16 protein-coding genes are annotated in these 14,897 nt (G+C 71.2%); 10 read left to right on the top strand and 6 right to left on the bottom strand.

Annotated elements, in window-relative coordinates:
- The first annotated feature begins 1 nt into the window (after nucleotide 1).
- Genes IE069_RS06310 through IE069_RS06285 form a run of 6 tightly spaced genes read left to right on the top strand, consistent with a single transcriptional unit; the run spans nucleotide 2 to nucleotide 4,563 of the window.
- Nucleotides 2-877: a phytoene/squalene synthase family protein gene (locus IE069_RS06310; protein WP_189349286.1), complete on the top strand. Its 876-nt coding sequence runs from the start codon at nucleotides 2-4 to the stop codon at nucleotides 875-877.
- Nucleotides 874-2,463, top strand: coding sequence for a phytoene desaturase family protein (crtI, locus tag IE069_RS06305; protein ID WP_189349285.1), 1,590 nt, complete (start codon nucleotides 874-876; stop codon nucleotides 2,461-2,463). The genes IE069_RS06310 and crtI overlap by 4 nt, the downstream gene beginning before the upstream one ends.
- Entirely contained in the window at nucleotides 2,460-2,780 is a 321-nt protein-coding gene (locus tag IE069_RS06300; protein ID WP_189349284.1) for a lycopene cyclase domain-containing protein, read from the top strand. Before crtI ends, IE069_RS06300 begins: the two co-directional genes overlap by 4 nt.
- Nucleotides 2,777-3,094, top strand: a complete 318-nt coding sequence (locus IE069_RS15590) for a lycopene cyclase domain-containing protein (protein WP_308425378.1) — start codon at nucleotides 2,777-2,779, stop codon at nucleotides 3,092-3,094. Before IE069_RS06300 ends, IE069_RS15590 begins: the two co-directional genes overlap by 4 nt.
- Entirely contained in the window at nucleotides 3,091-3,951 is an 861-nt protein-coding gene (locus IE069_RS06290) for a prenyltransferase (RefSeq protein WP_229790981.1), read from the top strand. Before IE069_RS15590 ends, IE069_RS06290 begins: the two co-directional genes overlap by 4 nt.
- 48 nt (nucleotides 3,952-3,999) lie before the next feature.
- The gene (locus IE069_RS06285; RefSeq protein WP_189349283.1) at nucleotides 4,000-4,563 is read left to right on the top strand and encodes a MarR family winged helix-turn-helix transcriptional regulator; all 564 of its coding nucleotides are present in this window, start codon (nucleotides 4,000-4,002) and stop codon (nucleotides 4,561-4,563) included.
- Between the two features lie 9 nt (nucleotides 4,564-4,572).
- Here the strand turns inward: IE069_RS06285 and IE069_RS06280 are convergent, their stop codons facing one another.
- The gene (locus IE069_RS06280; RefSeq protein ID WP_189349282.1) at nucleotides 4,573-5,478 is read right to left on the bottom strand and encodes a carbohydrate kinase family protein; all 906 of its coding nucleotides are present in this window, start codon (nucleotides 5,476-5,478) and stop codon (nucleotides 4,573-4,575) included.
- Between the two features lie 167 nt (nucleotides 5,479-5,645).
- Here IE069_RS06280 and IE069_RS06275 point away from each other — a divergent pair, with 167 nt between their 5' ends.
- A complete protein-coding gene (locus IE069_RS06275; RefSeq protein WP_189349281.1) occupies nucleotides 5,646-6,911 on the top strand; it encodes an FAD-dependent oxidoreductase in 1,266 nt (421 codons plus the stop codon).
- A 78-nt stretch (nucleotides 6,912-6,989) separates the two neighbouring features.
- Here IE069_RS06275 and IE069_RS06270 read toward each other — a convergent pair whose 3' ends face one another.
- Nucleotides 6,990-7,481, bottom strand: a complete 492-nt coding sequence (locus IE069_RS06270) for a GtrA family protein (protein WP_189349280.1) — start codon at nucleotides 7,479-7,481, stop codon at nucleotides 6,990-6,992.
- 189 nt (nucleotides 7,482-7,670) lie between these two features.
- Between IE069_RS06270 and IE069_RS06265 the strand changes: the two genes are divergently transcribed.
- Both IE069_RS06265 and IE069_RS06260 read left to right on the top strand, forming a co-directional pair.
- Nucleotides 7,671-8,864: an MFS transporter gene (locus IE069_RS06265; RefSeq protein ID WP_189349279.1), complete on the top strand. Its 1,194-nt coding sequence runs from the start codon at nucleotides 7,671-7,673 to the stop codon at nucleotides 8,862-8,864.
- A gap of 53 nt (nucleotides 8,865-8,917) precedes the next feature.
- Nucleotides 8,918-9,679 carry a VOC family protein gene (locus IE069_RS06260; protein ID WP_189349278.1) on the top strand — a complete coding sequence of 254 codons (762 nt, stop codon included), beginning with the start codon at nucleotides 8,918-8,920 and terminating at the stop codon, nucleotides 9,677-9,679.
- A gap of 9 nt (nucleotides 9,680-9,688) precedes the next feature.
- Here IE069_RS06260 and IE069_RS06255 read toward each other — a convergent pair whose 3' ends face one another.
- The 4 genes from IE069_RS06255 to IE069_RS06240 form a co-directional block, all read right to left on the bottom strand.
- A complete protein-coding gene (locus IE069_RS06255; protein ID WP_189349277.1) occupies nucleotides 9,689-10,090 on the bottom strand; it encodes a DUF779 domain-containing protein in 402 nt (133 codons plus the stop codon).
- A 71-nt stretch (nucleotides 10,091-10,161) separates the two neighbouring features.
- Nucleotides 10,162-11,187, bottom strand: coding sequence for an alcohol dehydrogenase AdhP (gene adhP / locus IE069_RS06250; RefSeq protein ID WP_189349276.1), 1,026 nt, complete (start codon nucleotides 11,185-11,187; stop codon nucleotides 10,162-10,164).
- Between the two features lie 73 nt (nucleotides 11,188-11,260).
- Nucleotides 11,261-12,784 (bottom strand): acetaldehyde dehydrogenase ExaC, encoded by a 1,524-nt coding sequence (gene exaC, locus IE069_RS06245; protein ID WP_189349275.1) that lies wholly within the window; start codon nucleotides 12,782-12,784, stop codon nucleotides 11,261-11,263.
- A gap of 118 nt (nucleotides 12,785-12,902) precedes the next feature.
- Entirely contained in the window at nucleotides 12,903-14,228 is a 1,326-nt protein-coding gene (locus tag IE069_RS06240; protein WP_229790980.1) for a GAF domain-containing protein, read from the bottom strand.
- Nucleotides 14,229-14,378: 150 nt separating this feature from the next.
- Between IE069_RS06240 and IE069_RS06235 the strand changes: the two genes are divergently transcribed.
- Nucleotides 14,379-14,798 (top strand): VOC family protein, encoded by a 420-nt coding sequence (locus IE069_RS06235; protein WP_189349274.1) that lies wholly within the window; start codon nucleotides 14,379-14,381, stop codon nucleotides 14,796-14,798.
- The last annotated feature ends 99 nt before the right edge of the window (nucleotides 14,799-14,897 follow it).

Genomic DNA, 14,897 nt, shown 5'->3' with positions numbered 1-14,897 from the left:
CATGGACGCCCTGAACGTGTACTCGCGCGCAGCCGAGCGGAGCTCGGGGAAGATCATCACCATCTACTCGACGTCGTTCGGCTGGGCCTGCCGCGCCCTGCCGGCCGGGACGCGGCGGGCGATCGCCTCCATCTACGCCCTGGTCCGCGTCGCCGACGAGACGGTCGACGGCGCCGGGGCCGCGGCGGGCCTGGACCCGTCCGGGGTCCGCGCCGAGCTCGACCACCTGGAACGCGAGACCGAGAGGGCCCTGAAAACCGGATACAGCACCAACCTCGTGGTCCACGCCTTCGCGCAGACCGCCCGCCGGCACGCGATCGGGGCGGACCTCACGCGCCCGTTCTTCGCCTCCATGCGCGCCGACATCGCCGGCGCACCCGACGCCGCCTCCGACCTCGACGAGTACATCCACGGTTCGGCCGAGGTGGTCGGCCTGATGTGCCTGCGCGTCTTCCTCGACCTGCCCGGCACCGCGCGGGACCGCACCGGGGAGCTGGAGGCCGGGGCCCGCCGGCTCGGGGCCGCATTCCAGAAGGTCAACTTCCTCCGGGATCTGGCCGCCGACCAGCAGGAACTCGGCCGCGTCTACCTCCCGGGCACCGCCGCCGGGGAGTTCAACGAGGAGACCAAGCGAGCCGCGCTGGCCGACATCCGCTCGGACCTGGCCGCGGCCGCGGCCACCCTGCCCCTGCTCGACCCGGGGGCTCGCCGCGCCGTCGGGCTGGCCCACGCGCTGTTCTCGGCGCTGGTCGACCGGCTGGACGCTGCACCCGCGGCGGCCATCGCGCGGAAGCGGATCCGCGTCGGCACCGGACGCAAGATCTGGATCGCCGCCCGGGTCCTCTCCCGCGCTCCGGGCGCCCGGAGCGCGGCGTGAGCGGCCGCGCCGTGGTGATCGGCGGCGGATTCTCCGGGCTGGCCACCGCTGGTCTCCTCGCCCGCGACGGCCACCCCGTGACGCTGCTCGAACAGCGCGAGGACCTGGGCGGACGCTCCGGGCGCTGGTCGGCGGGGGGCTTCCACTTCGACACCGGCCCGTCCTGGTACCTCATGCCGGAGGTGATCGACCGCTGGTTCCGGCTCATGGGCACCAGCGCGGCGCACGAGCTGGAGCTGACCCGCCTGGATCCCGCGTATCGCGTCTGGTTCGGCGCAGATTCCGACCCCGTGGACGTCCGCTCCGGGCGCGAGCACGCCCTGGCGCTCTTCGAGCAGCTGGAGCCGGGCTCGTCCGCGCGCGCCGCCCGCTACCTGGACTCCGCCGCCGACACCTACGACCTCGCGACGCGGCGGTTCCTCTACGACGGCTTCGCGTCCCCGCGCGGGCTGCTCCGGCCGGAGGTCCTGGCGAAGCTGCCCCAGCTCCTCCGACTCCTCACCACGTCGCTGCACGGCGGCGCCTCGCGCGCGTTCCGCGACGAGCGCATCCACCAGCTGCTCGGCTACCCGGCCGTCTTCCTCGGCACCACCCCCTACCGCGCGCCCGGCCTCTACCAGCTGATGAGCCACCTCGATCTCAACGACGGCGTCCTCTACCCCCGCGGAGGTTTCGCCGCCCTCGTGGACGCGATGGAGCGCGTGGTCCGCGACGCCGGGGTCGAGATCCGCACCGGGGCCACGGTCACCGGGATCGAGACCCGCGCCGCCGCCACGCGCGGACGTCAGCGCTCGCGCGTCGAGGCGGTGGCCTTCCGCGGGCACGACGGCGCCAACCGGCGACTCGCGGCCGAGACCGTCGTGGCCGCCGCGGACCTGCACCACGTGCAGCGGAACCTGCTGCGGCCGGCGGACCGCGACCGGTCCGAGGCGCGGCTCAAGCGCACCGACCCCGGCCCCGGCGCCGTGTTGCTTTGCGCCGGAATCGACGGCGAGCTGCCCGAGCTGGCCCACCACAACCTGCTGTTCACGCCGGACTGGCGGGACAACTTCGCACGTATTTCCGGTGGGCGGGCGCTGCAACCGGAGACGTCGATCTACGCGAGCCGGACCAGCGCCACGGATCCGACCGCGGCGCCGGCGGGGCAGGAGAACCTGTTCATCCTCGTCCCCTCGCCGGCCCAGCCGAAACGCGGTCACGGAGCGGGCGACCGCGGCGGGGACCCCGCCGTCGAAGCCGTGGCCGACCGCGCACTGGATCAGGTGGGGCGCTGGAGCGGAGTGCTGGACCTGGCCAGCCGCGTCGTCGTCCGCAAGACGTGGGGGCCGGGCGATTTCGCCCACCAGTTCAACGCATTCCGCGGCAGCGCGCTCGGCCCGGCGCATACGCTCGCCCAGAGCGCGTTCTTCCGCCCCGGGAACCAGAGCCGCCGCGTGGGCGGGCTGTTCTTCGCCGGCGCGTCGGTGCGCCCCGGGATTGGTGTGCCCATGTGCATGATCAGTGCGGAGATCGTCCTTAAGGCCGTCCGCGGGGACACCTCCGGCGACCCGGTGGGCCTGGAGCCGGTCGTGGGGGTGCGCCCGTGACCTACCTCCTCATCCTGGTGGCGCTGATCGGCTGCATGGCCCTGCTCGACTTCCGCTTCCGGCTCCTGCTCTGGAACCGGCCGCTCGCCGGCGCGCTGACCCTGGCGCTCGGCACCGCGTTCTTCCTCGCGTGGGACGTCTGGGCGATCCACGAGGGCATCTTCCTGCACCGCGCCTCCCCGCTGATGACCGGGATCATGCTGGGCGACCAGTTGCCGCTCGAGGAGCTCTTCTTCCTGGTCTTCCTCTGCTACCAGACCCTGATCCTGTTCACGGGGGCGGAGCAACTCATCAAGCGCAGGAAGGAGCAGGCGTGAACTACTGGGAGCTCAACATCATCTTCCTGACGGCTGCCGCGCTTCTCGGCGTGCTCGCAATCATCCGCTGCCGGGCCGGGCAGCGCGGGCGCGCGCTCGCGGCGGCGGGTGCCGCCGTCGTCGTGCTGGTGATCCTGACGGCCGTGTTCGACAACGTCATGCTGGCAGCGGGGCTGTTCGGCTACACGCCCGAGACGCTGAGCGGGCACGGCATCGGGCTCGCGCCGCTGGAGGACTTCGCCTACCCGGTGGCCGCGGCGATCCTGCTGCCCGCCCTCTGGGTCCTGCTCGCCGGGAAGCGGGACCGGCCGTGAAGGACCTGATCGCGACCTCCCGCCCGGTGTCCTGGGTCAACACCGCCTACCCGTTCGCCGCGGCCTACCTGCTGGCCGGCGGCGGCATCGACTGGCTGCTGCTCCTCGGCACGGCCTTCTTCCTCGTCCCGTACAACCTGGCGATGTACGGCATCAACGACGTGTTCGACTACGAATCCGACCTGCTCAACCCGCGCAAGGGCGGCGTCGAGGGCGCCGTGGTCCCGCGGGCGCGCCACCGGCGGATCCTCTGGGCCTCGGGGATCGCCACCGTCCCGATCGCCGCCGTGCTGCTCGCCTCCGGCGGGCCCGCGGCCGCGGCGGCGCTGGTCGTCTCGCTGGCCGCCGTCGTCGCCTACAGCGCGCCCGGGCTCCGCTTCAAAGAGCGGCCGGTGGTCGATTCGATCACCTCGAGCACCCACTTCGTCTCCCCGGCCGTGTACGGGTGGCTGCTCGCCGACGGCCGCCTCGAGCAGGGGCCGGTGGCCGCGTTCGCCGCGTTCTTCTGCTGGGGCATGGCCAGCCACGCCTTCGGCGCCGTGCAGGACATCCTCCCCGACCGGGCCGCGCACCTGGGATCAGTGGCGACGATCGCCGGCGCCCGCGTGACCGTGATCGCGTCGGGCGCGCTCTATGCCGCGGCCGGCATACTCTGTTTGGCGGTCCCCGCCCCGGGGCCGCTCGCTGGCCTGCTCTGCGTGCCGTACGCCGTCAACGCGCTGCGTTTCGCCCGCCTCACCGACGAGACCTCGGCTGCGGCCCGGTCCGGTTGGCGGGTCTTCCTCTGGCTGAACTACGCCACCGGGTTCCTCTTCACGCTCCTGCTGCTGTGGACGCACGTTCGCAGCGGATTCTGAGCGGGACTACCATCGGTGGACAGCAGAACCGACAGGAGCACGAATCCCATGCCGACCGATCCGTCCGACGCGATGTACAGCCTCGACGGCAGCGACCCCCAGCATCTGCTGATCGACCGCGGCGACCTGGCTCCCGGGGATCTGCAGCAGATCGACCGGCTGATGAAGGCCATGGGCGGGCTCCGCGCGGTCGAGCGCAGGATCTCCGCGGCCTCGCAGCGCTACATGCAGCTCAAGGAGACGGACATGCGCGCGCTGCACTTCCTGATCACCAGCGCCAACACGGGCACGGTCTGCACGCCCGGGATGCTGGCGCGCCACCTGGGCGTCAGCACGGCGTCGACCACCAAGCTGCTCGACCGGCTGGAGGCCGGAGACCACATCTCCCGCTCGAGCCACCCCACGGACCGGCGAGCCGTCAGCCTGCACGTCAGCGACGAGACCCGGCAGGCTGCCCGGGTCTCGGTCGGCAAGCACCACGCGGCGCGGTTCGGCCCGGCGGCCCGGCTGTCCGCCGGCGAACGCGAGACGGTCATCCGCTTCCTCGAGGAGACGGCCCGCGCCATGGCCGAGAGCCTGGACGCGGCCGGGCCGGGTGCCGCCGACGGGTGACGCCGGGCTTTAGACCTCGTCCTCCCACGGCGGGTTCGCGCCCGCGCGGGAGACCGTGATGGCCGCGATGTGCGCGGCCCGGTCCAGGATGCCGCGCAGCGTGGCCGGGCCGAGGCCCGCCAGCCGGTCGCGTGCGGTCTCGCGGCCCGTCATGCGCGCGATCCCGTCGAGCAGCCCAGACATGTAGGAGTCGCCCGCGCCGACGGTGTCGACGACGTCGGACGGCTGGGCGGGAACGTCGATCTCGGTCCCGTCGTGGTGCAGGGCGATCACGCCGTCGCCGCCGCGGGTCACCACCACGAACTGGCACGTCTTGGCCCACTCGGCGGCCACCGTGGCGATGTCCTCGCCCGGCCGCAGCCAGGCCAGGTCCTCTTCGCTGACCTTCGCGATGTCGGCGAGCTCGACGAGCCGCTCGACGCGCGGGCGCACCACGGAGACGTCGCCCATGAGCGACGGGCGCAGGTTCGGGTCGTAGGAGACGACGGCGCCGGCGGCCTTGGCGGCCGCGAGGGCCGCGACGGTCACCTCGTAGGCGTCGTCGTCCACGGCCGCGATGGACCCGGTGTGCACGTACGCGTACGCCTCGACGGAGCCGAGGTCGGGCAGACGGTAGTTGACGTCGAACTCGTAGGAGGCGCCGCCGTCGTCGTCCAGGCGGGCGATCGCGACGCTCGTGGCGTCCGCGCCGCGCGAGGCGTCGGTGACGGCCACGTGCGAGTCGGCGAGGTGCTCCGAGATGACCTGGCCGCGGTCGTCGTCGGAGATCCAGGTCGCCAGCTCGACGTCCTGTCCGAGGCGGCCGAGACCCAGCGCGACGTTGGCGGGGCTGCCGCCGGGGTGTTCTTCGACGGTGCCGTCCGGGGCGTGGACGACGTCTATCAGGGCTTCGCCGACGACGAGAAACTTGGGCATGCCGGGCCTCCTCTTGTAGGTAGCGGGTCCTCCGAGCGACCTCGCTGTCGGATGGAGAGTTCCGCCCAAGGGTACCCAGCGCGGGTGGGGGCCGTCACGACGCCCTGTCACAATCGGGCCTTGCCGCGCCCGGCGCGCGCGGCTAGCGTCGGGTCCGGAGGTCCACCATGACGACTCGACAGCGCACCACGTGCCTCATCATCGGCGGCGGCCCGGCGGGCATGATCGCCGGCCTGCTCCTCGCGCGCTCCGGGGTCCCGGTGACCGTGCTGGAGAAGCACGGAGACTTCCTGCGCGACTTCCGCGGCGACACCGTCCACCCCACCACGCTCGAACTGCTCGACGAGCTGGGTCTCTTCGACGCGTTCGACGAGCTGCCGCACAGCCGCATCCAGGAGGTCAACCTCCCCCTCGCCGGCGGCGGCACGGTCCGCGTGGGCGACCTGCGCCGGATCCGCCTCAAGCACCCCTACATCGCGATGATCCCGCAGTGGGACTTCCTCAACCTCGTCGCCGCGGCCGGCGAGCGCGAGCCGAACTTCACCCTGCGCCTGCGCACCGAGGTCACCGGCCTGGTCTTCGAGGGCGACCAGGTGGTCGGCGCCCGGTTCCAGGACGACGACGGCGCCGGCGAGGTCCGCGCGCACCTCACCCTGGCGGCCGACGGCCGGTGGTCCACTGCGGCGCATCAGGCGTCGCTGCCGGTCCGCGACTTCCCCGTCGACGCCGACGTCTGGTGGTTCCGGCTGCCCACCGCGGAGGGCGGGGACCGGCTGATCGCCGAGTCGCTGCTGCCGCGCGGCATCGCCGGCCAGCTCTACGTGGGCATCCCGCGGCGCGGCTACCTGCAGGTGGCCCGGATCATCCCGAAGGGCGCGGACGGACGTCTGCGCGCCGAGGGCATCGACGCACTGCGACGGGACGTCGCGGCCGCCTACCCGGAGCTGCCGGACGCGGCCGCGGCCCTGGACTTCGGCGACGTGAAGCTGCTGGACGTCCGCCTCACCCGGCTGGAGCGGTGGCACGCGAAGGGGCTGCTGTGCATCGGGGACGCCGCCCACGCGATGTCCCCGATCGCCGGCGTCGGCATCAACCTGGCGATCCAGGACGGCGTCGCCGCGGCCCGGATGCTGGCGCGACCGCTGCTCGCGGGGACCATCGGCAACCGCGACGTCGCGGCCGTGCAGCGCCGTCGTACTCCCCCGACCGTCGCCACCCAGACCATGCAGCGGCTGCTGCACCGCGGGCTCTCCCGCATCATGCGCGACGGCGTCGAGTTCGCGGCGCCGAAAGCGCTGGCCCGGCTCGTCGAGCGCTTCCCCGCGCTGACGGCGGTCCCGGCGTACGCGGCGGCGGTGGGGCTTCGTCCCGAGCACGCCCCGGCGGCCGCCCGCCGCCCGCCGTACCGGCCCGAGCCGGGGGCGCATGTCTGACGGCGCGCGGCGGCCCCGGGCGGCGGACTAGACGCCGCTCGGCTCGGCGGTTGTCGAGACCTCATCGCTGGGGTCCGGTCAATGGGCGCCGAGCCCCTCGTGGTCGTGCGAGAACCCGGGGTCCTCATCGAGCTCCTCGTTGAAGACGAAGAACCGGTAGGCCAGGAAGCGGAAGATCGTTCCCAGGATGAGGCCGACGACCCCGCCCGCCACGAAGTCCGCCGTGAACGACTGGAACCCCAGGACATACCTGGAGACCACCTGGCAGACGAGGACGATCAGCAGGCCGATCCCGTTCATCGTCAGGAACAGGAAGAATTCCTTCCACACACGCTCCGAGCGCCGGTGGCGGAACGTCCAGTACCGGTTCGCGAACCAGGAGAACAGGACGGCCAGTCCCGTGGACACGACCCGGGCCTTGATCGTGCTGTCCGCCATGGGGCCGTGCCAGAGCAGAGCGTAGATTCCGTTGTCGATGATCCAGCCCAGGCCGCCCACGAGCCCGAACTTCGCCACTTCCCTCCAGAGGAGCTCGACGAGACCCGTGATGCGATTCGCCAGTTGTCGCACAGTTCCTTCCAGTGGGCCCGGGCCCGGTTTTCGACAAGGGGTGGCACGTTGATCGGCTTGGCGGCCGGAGCAGCCCGGCTCGATTCCGACCCAGTACACCCCCATTCGATCACAGGGAGCGCGTCGAGCCGCTCCGACCACGGCCGGCGCCCGTCTCCCGCTCCCCTCCTGAACTGACACAATCAGAGCATGAGCAACAACGTGTCGCCGCCGCCCGTCTGGCGCATGCCCGGAATGCCCGCCCTGCTGCTGATGACCGGCTTCGGCTTCTCCGGATTCTCCGCCCTCATGCCCACCGCGCCGCTCTGGACCCTGGAGGGCGGCGCCGGGGCCGGCGGGTCCGGCCTCGTCAACGGCGTGCTGATGCTGTTCACGGTGCTCGCGCAGCCGTTCGTCCCCTGGGCCCTGCGCCGCTTCGGGTGGGCGCCGGTGCTGGCGACCGGCATGGTCCTGCTCGGGCTGCCGCCGCTGCTGTTCGCCCTCTCCCCCGAGCTGGCCCCCGTGCTGGCGCTGTCCGCGGTGCGCGGGCTCGGCTTCGGCGTCCTGACGGTCGCCGGAAGCACCGCCGTCGCCGAGCTCGTGGAGCCGGGCCGCCGCGGCAAGGCGATCGGCGCGTACGGCCTGGCGATCGCCGTCCCGCAGCTCGCCCTGCTGCCGCTCGCGCCGTGGGTGGCCCTCAACATCGGCTTCTGGCCGGTCTTCATCCTCGGGGCGCTGCCGCTGCTGAGCGTGCCGCCCGCGCTGCGGCTGGCCAAGCACCTGCACGCGCTGCCCGAGGCCCCCGCCCCTGCCACGGACGTGCCGGTGACCCGGCGGCGCTTCCTGCCGCTGGCCCGGCCCATGGCCCTGCTGCTCGCCGTGACGCTCGCCGGCGGAGCGTTCATCACGTTCACCCCGCAGATGAGCTCCGACGCGGGCGCGACGACGGCCGGTCTCCTCCTGCTGACCGCCACGGCCGCGCTGGCCCGGTGGCGCTTCGGCCATCTGGCGGACCGGTTCGGGGCGCACGCCTTCATCCTCCCGCTCGTGGTGCTGACGGTCATCGGCCTGGGCCTCGGCGCGTGGGCGGTGGCCGACGAGGAGAGCACCGCCGTCGTGCTGCTGCTGGTCTCCATGGCGATCGTGGGCGTCAGCTACGGCGGGCTGCAGAACCTCACCCTCGTCGAGGCGTTCACGGCCGTGCACCGGCGCGACTACGGGATCGCCAGCGCCGCCTGGAACGTCGGGTTCGACACCGGCACGGGCCTCGGTTCGGTGCTCGTCGGCGCACTCGCGGCGGGCTGGTCGTTCTCGGCCGCGCTCATCGCCTGCGCGGTCTTCTCCCTGCTCACGCTGCCGCTGGCCGCGAGACGGCAGGTCCGCCCCTCTGGCCCCGCGGACTGATCCGCGCGAAGATGAGGAGACCAGCACCCGGACCGCCCCGAAAGGACCGCACCATGGCCAGCACCGGAAACCCCGTCTGGATCGACATCTACTTCCCCGACCCCGAGCCCTGCGAAGCGTTCTACGGGACGCTGTTCGGCTGGACCTTCGAGGACCAGGGCCCCGAGCTGGGCAACTACCGGATGATCCGCTCGGCGGACGGCCGCATCATCGGCGGGGCCTCCCCCGGAATCCCGGACGACGAGAACGTGCCCACCGACTGGACCGTGCACCTCGGCACCGACGATCTGGCCAAGGCCGTGAAGCGGACCACCGCGGCCGGCGGCCGGGTCCTGTTCGACCCGATGCAGATCGGCGAGCTCGGCAGGGTCGCCATCGTGGCCGCACCCTCCGGGGCGTCGCTGGGCATCTGGCAGGCGGAATCGTTCGACGGCTTCGAGCAGCCGCTCACGGACGGCACGCCCGTCTGGTTCGAGGAGATGTCCACGTCCTTCGACGCCGACCGCGACTTCTACGCCTCCGTCTTCGGCTGGGAGAACCAGATGATGGACGGCGGGCTCGCCTACGCGACGAACTGGCCGCAGGACGCCGCGACCGCCGGTTTGTGCGACGCCTCCGAGATCTTCCCGTCGGGCACCGACCCGTACTGGCGGATCTACTTCCAGGTGGCTGACGTCGACGCCGCCATGGAACAGGTCACGACGTTGGGCGGAACGGTGCTCGACGGCGCGGACGACTCCCCGTTCGGCCGGCTGGCCACGGTCGCGGACCCGCACGGGAACGCCTTCCAGATCATCATGCCGCCGGCTCGGTAGCCGGCCGGGTCAGCCCATGAGCTCGCTGCGGATGAGGAAGCGCTTGCCCTCCGGGGCCTCCACCGAGAATCCGGACCCGCGGCCGTCGACGACGTCCACCGTCAGGTGCGTGTGCTTCCAGTAGGCGAACTGCTCGGCGGACATCCAGAACTCGATCTCGCCCAAAGCGGCACCCTCGGCATCGTCCAGGGCGAGCACGCCGAGCAGGATGTCCGATCCGCCTGTGCGGAATTCACCGGCCGGATAGCACATCGGCGAGGACCCGTCGCAGCAGCCTCCGGACTGGTGGAACATCAGCGGGCCATGGATCCCCCACAGCTTGCGCAGCAGCTGAAGGGCGTCGGAGGTGAAAGCCACCCGGGAGAAATCCTCTCCCTCGATGGCGGCGCGCGTTTCGGTGACGGTGCTCATGGCCTGCTCCTGTTCATGGTGGGCCGCTGCGCGCGGCCCGGCAGGAAGCTCCCGCCGGGCCGCGCACCGGGCTATGCAGCGTAGTCGATGACGACGCGCCCGTCGATCTTGGCGTGGCGCATCTCGTCGAAGACCGCGTTGATGTCTTCCAGTGGACGGGTGTGGAAGGTCGGCTTGATCTTGCCGGCCGCATAGAAGTCCACCGCCTCGATCATGTCCTGGCGTGTGCCGACGATCGAGCCGCGGATGGTCAGGCCCTTGAGGACGATATTGAAGATCGGGGCAGGGAAGTCGCCGGCGGGAAGGCCGTTGAACACGATCGTTCCCCCGCGCCGGGTCATGCCAATGGCCTGCCCGAACGCTGCCGGGTGCACGGCGGTGACCAGCACCCCGTGGGTCCCGCCGACCTTCTCCTGGATGATCTCGGCCGGGTCCTGCGCGAACGCGTTCACCGTCAGCTCGGCCCCATGCTTGGTGGCCAGCGCGAGCTTGTCGTCGGCCACGTCGATGGCGACCACGCGCATGCCCATGGCCACCGCATACTGCACCGCGATGTGCCCCAGCCCGCCGATGCCGGAGATCGCGACCCACTGGCCCGGGCGCACCCCGGTCATCTTCAACCCCTTGTAGACGGTCACCCCCGCGCAGAGCACCGGGGCGATCTCGTGCGGGTCGGAGCCCTCGGGAATGCGGGCGGCGAATTTCGCGTCCACCAGCATGTACTGGCCGAAGGAGCCGTCCATCGAGTAGCCGCCGTTGGACTGGGATTCGCACAGCGTCTCCCAGCCGGTACGGCAGTATTCGCAGCTGCCGCAGGCGCTGGCCAGCCAGGCGTTGCCGACCACATCGCCCTCTTCGACCTCGGTGACGCCTTCGCCGACGGCGACTACGGTGCCCACGCCCTCGTGCCCGGGGACCAGCGGAAGCTTCGGCTTGACCGGCCAGTCGCCCTCTGCGGCGTGCAGGTCGGTGTGGCAGACGCCGGAGGCGATGAGCTTGACCAGGGCCTGGCCCGGTCCGGGCTGCGGGATCGGGATCTCCCCTACCTTCAGGTCATCGCTGAAGTTCTCGACTATTGCGGCTTTCATGGTACTCATGTTCGTTGTCCTTTGAAGTTCGTGGGATGGATCTCCGAACCGGGCGGTTCGGGTGGGATGGTGCTTCCCCGGCTTAGAAGAAGCCGAGCTTGTCCTCCGAGTAGGAGACCAGCAGGTTCTTGGTCTGCTGGTAGTGGTCCAGCATCATCAGGTGGTTCTCGCGACCGATACCCGAGGACTTGTATCCGCCGAAGGCCGAGTGCGCCGGGTAGGCGTGGTACTGGTTGACCCACACGCGTCCGGCCTGGATGGCGCGGCCGGCACGGTAGGCCACGTTGCCATTGCGGCTCCACACGCCCGAACCCAGTCCGTACAGGGTGTCGTTGGCGATGGAGATCGCGTCGTCGTAGTCCTTGAACTTGGTCACCGCGACCACCGGACCGAAGATCTCCTCCTGGAAGATGCGCATGTCATTAGTGCCCTCGAAGATGGTCGGCTGCACGTAGAAGCCGCCGGACAGTTCCCCGCCCAGATCCGCGCGGCCGCCGCCAAGCAGCACCTTGGCACCCTCGGCTTTGCCGATGTCCATGTAGGACAGGATCTTCTCCAGCTGGTCATTAGAGGCCTGGGCACCCATCATGGTCTCGGTATCCAGCGGGTGGCCCTGCTTGATGGCCTTGGTACGGGCCACGACATCTCCCATGAACTTCTCGTAGATGCTTTCCTGGATCAGTGCACGCGATGGGCAGGTGCAGACCTCGCCTTGGTTCAGCGCGAACAGGGTGAAACCTTCCTGGGCCTTGTCGTAGAAGGCATCGTCCTTGGAGGCAATGTCCTCGAAGAAGATGTTAGGGGACTTGCCGCCCAGCTCCAGGGTGACCGGAATCAGGTTCTCGGAGGCGTACTGCATGATCAGACGGCCGGTGGTGGTCTCGCCGGTGAAGGCGATCTTGCGGATGCGCTTGTTCGATGCCAGCGGCTTGCCCGCTTCCACGCCGAAGCCGTTGACCACGTTCAGCACGCCGGCTGGCAACAGGTCGCCGATCAGCTCCATGAGTACCAGGATCGAGACCGGGGTCTGCTCGGCCGGTTTCAGCACGACGGCGTTGCCCGCTGCCAGCGCCGGGGCGAGCTTCCAGACGGCCATGAGGATCGGGAAGTTCCACGGGATGATCTGCCCGACCACGCCCAGCGGCTCGTGGTAGTGGTATGCGGTGGTGTCGTCGTCGAGCTGGGAGAGGCTGCCTTCCTGGGCGCGGATTGCACCGGCGAAGTAGCGGAAGTGGTCAACTGCCAGCGGCAGGTCGGCGTTCAGGCACTCGCGGATGGCCTTGCCGTTGTCCCAGGTTTCGGCCACGGCCATCATTTCGAGGTTCTCCTCGATGCGGTCCGCGATGCGGTGCAGGATCAGGGCGCGCTCGGCCGGGCTGGTTTTGCCCCAGGCGGGTGCGGCGGCGTGAGCGGCATCCAGCGCGGCCTCAATATCCTCCGCGGTGCCGCGGCCCACCTCGCAGAACACCTTGCCGGTCACCGGCGTGACGTTCTCGAAGTACTGGCCCTTCACTGGCGCTTTCCACTCGCCACCGATGTAGTGGTCGTAGCGGGTCTTGAAGGTGATGAGCGAACCTTCGGTTCCCGGATTGGCGTAGACGGTCATGGCTGACTCCTTCGTCGGCGTGCCCGCCGGTCTGCTTCGACCGGCCTCGCGTGCTTGCCCTGCCGAAGTTACGCCGGCCAACGTTGCAGCCGGGTTGCACCGGCCCGATCCCGGCGCGTCAGGAGCGGCGCTGCGCGTCGAGCCGGTCCAGGCGGGAGAGCACGACGGCGCGGCGCGGCGATCGCGGCGGCAGGATCCGCAGCGCCGTGGCCAGCGCGTCGACGTCCTCGGCGGCCTCGGGCAGCTCCAGGTAGTCGGTGAGGACCTCGGGCCCGGCGTCGGCGAGCATCGCCTCGCGCAGCGCGCCGGAGACCTCGCCCCTGATCGCCCGGATCCCGGGCGCGTCCGAACGGGGCAGGAGGAGCCCGTGGTATAGCGCGAGGGCCTGCCGATACCGTCCTTGTCCGACGAGTTCGAGCACGTTCCGGGCGTCGCACCCGGGTGCCGGTTCGAGCCGGTAGGGCCGGGACGCGAGTTCGAGGTCGAGGCCGGATCCTCGGAGCACGTGGCGCAGCCGGGCGATCTCGGCGCGCAGGGTCACGGTCCGCGCGTCCTCGCCCAGGAGCTCGACCGCCAGGGCGTCCGCGCTGAGCCCGCCTCCCGGATGCCTGCTGTGGTGTTTCGACGACTGGTGCCACGCGAGCAGGGTGGCGATCTCCGCGTGCCGCCCCGTCAACGTCAGCGTGCCGCCGGCGCACGCGAGTTCGACGTCGTCGCGCCCGAGCGCGCTCAGGGTCGGCGTCTTCGCCGGTGCCGTGCGGCTGCGCGACGCGGGAGCCGAGCGCGGCGCGTCCCCGCGGAACGCCGCCAGGCGGAGTTCGGCCTCGGCGGCGGCGACGGCGGCGCTCACGAGGCTCAGCGAGTGGACGGCGACGGCCTCCGGACCACCCGTGATGTCGACGACGCCGAGCAGGCGCCCGTCCGGGCCGTGGATCGGCGAGGCCGTGCAGCTGAACCGGTGCGCGATCTCGCTGAAATGCTCCGCCCCGCTGACCTGGACGCCGCGGCCCGTGGCCAGGGCGGTGCCGGGTGCCGACGTGCCGACGGCGCGCTCGGACCAGTCGGCCCCGGGGACGAAGGCCATGGCCTCGGCACGGCGGACGGCGTCGTCGTCGCCCTCGACCCACAGCAGTCGGCCGTCCGCGTCCCCGACCGCCACGAGTAGTCCGGTGTCGCGTGCCGGCTCGACGAGCAGGCGCGTGATGACGGGGAGCACCGCGGAGAGCGGATGGTCTCGAAGGTAGGCCGCGAGGTCGCCGGAGGCGAGGGCGACGGGCGGTTCGATCCGGCCCGGAGTCAGAAATCCGAGCGACCGACGCCACGAGTCGCCGACCACGGGGCGGAGGAGATCCAAGGCGCTGCCGGCGCCGACGTCGCCCAGGACGCCGTGCGCGGCGCGGGCCGAGCGCTGGAGCGCAGGCTGCGCCGGCGTCGTCATCCTCATCGCGTTCCTCTCGACCTCGGGTGCCACGGGCCGGCTCGACACGTGGCGCGCGTCACACGCCCGCACTGCAGTCTATGCCCGCCGACTCCGCCCGGCCAGAGCGTCTCCGGGGTCTAGGCAAGCGCGTCGCACGGTGCCATAGTTGGCCTCATGAGTCGAATGATCTTCGTCAACCTGCCCACCGATGATCTGGCCGCGGCGGATGCCTTCTACGGCGCGCTCGGGTTCACCAAGAACGAGCAGTTCTCCGACGAGAACGCCTCCAGCTGGGTCATCTCCGACGTCATCACCATCATGGTCCTCAAGCGGGAGTACTTCGCGACGTTCCTCGTCGAGTCGGACGCCCCGCACCTGCCCGGCGCCCGGGGAGCCCACGAGGTCCTCAACGCCCTGTCCTGCGAGTCGTCCGACGAGGTCGACCAGCTGATGTCCAAGGCGGTCGCCGGCGGCGGTTCCGCCTACCGCGAGGCCGACGCGCCGTTCCCCGGCATGTACCAGGGCGCGTTCGCCGACCCGGACGGGCACGTCTGGGAGGTCGCCTGGATGGACCCGGAGGCCATGCAGGGCTGACCAGGCCGGATAGCCGCCGGGGCAGCGTGCCGCCCTAGGAGACTGCTGAACTATTGGGTATCGGGGCGTCCGTTTCGCGCGTTGTGGCGTGCGAGGCGG

Origin of the sequence: Zhihengliuella salsuginis (assembly GCF_014651715.1) — a bacterium.
Lineage (GTDB): Bacteria > Actinomycetota > Actinomycetes > Actinomycetales > Micrococcaceae > Zhihengliuella > Zhihengliuella salsuginis.
Note: the sequence above shows the minus strand (reverse complement) of the source record. Positions and strands in the feature narration are given on the sequence as shown.

Excerpts from the sequence above, each read along its gene's own strand:
- IE069_RS06280 (WP_189349282.1), bottom strand. The coding sequence starts at position 5,478 with ATGCCCAAGTTTCTCGTCGTCGGCGAAGCCCTGATAGACGTCGTCCAC.
- IE069_RS06255 (WP_189349277.1), bottom strand. The coding sequence starts at position 10,090 with ATGAGCACCGTCACCGAAACGCGCGCCGCCATCGAGGGAGAGGATTTC.
- IE069_RS06285 (WP_189349283.1), top strand. The coding sequence starts at position 4,000 with ATGCCGACCGATCCGTCCGACGCGATGTACAGCCTCGACGGCAGCGAC.
- IE069_RS06240 (WP_229790980.1), bottom strand. The coding sequence starts at position 14,228 with ATGAGGATGACGACGCCGGCGCAGCCTGCGCTCCAGCGCTCGGCCCGC.
- adhP (WP_189349276.1), bottom strand. The coding sequence starts at position 11,187 with ATGAGTACCATGAAAGCCGCAATAGTCGAGAACTTCAGCGATGACCTG.
- IE069_RS06275 (WP_189349281.1), top strand. The coding sequence starts at position 5,646 with ATGACGACTCGACAGCGCACCACGTGCCTCATCATCGGCGGCGGCCCG.
- exaC (WP_189349275.1), bottom strand. The coding sequence starts at position 12,784 with ATGACCGTCTACGCCAATCCGGGAACCGAAGGTTCGCTCATCACCTTC.
- IE069_RS06260 (WP_189349278.1), top strand. The coding sequence starts at position 8,918 with ATGGCCAGCACCGGAAACCCCGTCTGGATCGACATCTACTTCCCCGAC.
- IE069_RS06310 (WP_189349286.1), top strand. The coding sequence starts at position 2 with ATGGACGCCCTGAACGTGTACTCGCGCGCAGCCGAGCGGAGCTCGGGG.
- IE069_RS06265 (WP_189349279.1), top strand. The coding sequence starts at position 7,671 with ATGAGCAACAACGTGTCGCCGCCGCCCGTCTGGCGCATGCCCGGAATG.
- IE069_RS06235 (WP_189349274.1), top strand. The coding sequence starts at position 14,379 with ATGAGTCGAATGATCTTCGTCAACCTGCCCACCGATGATCTGGCCGCG.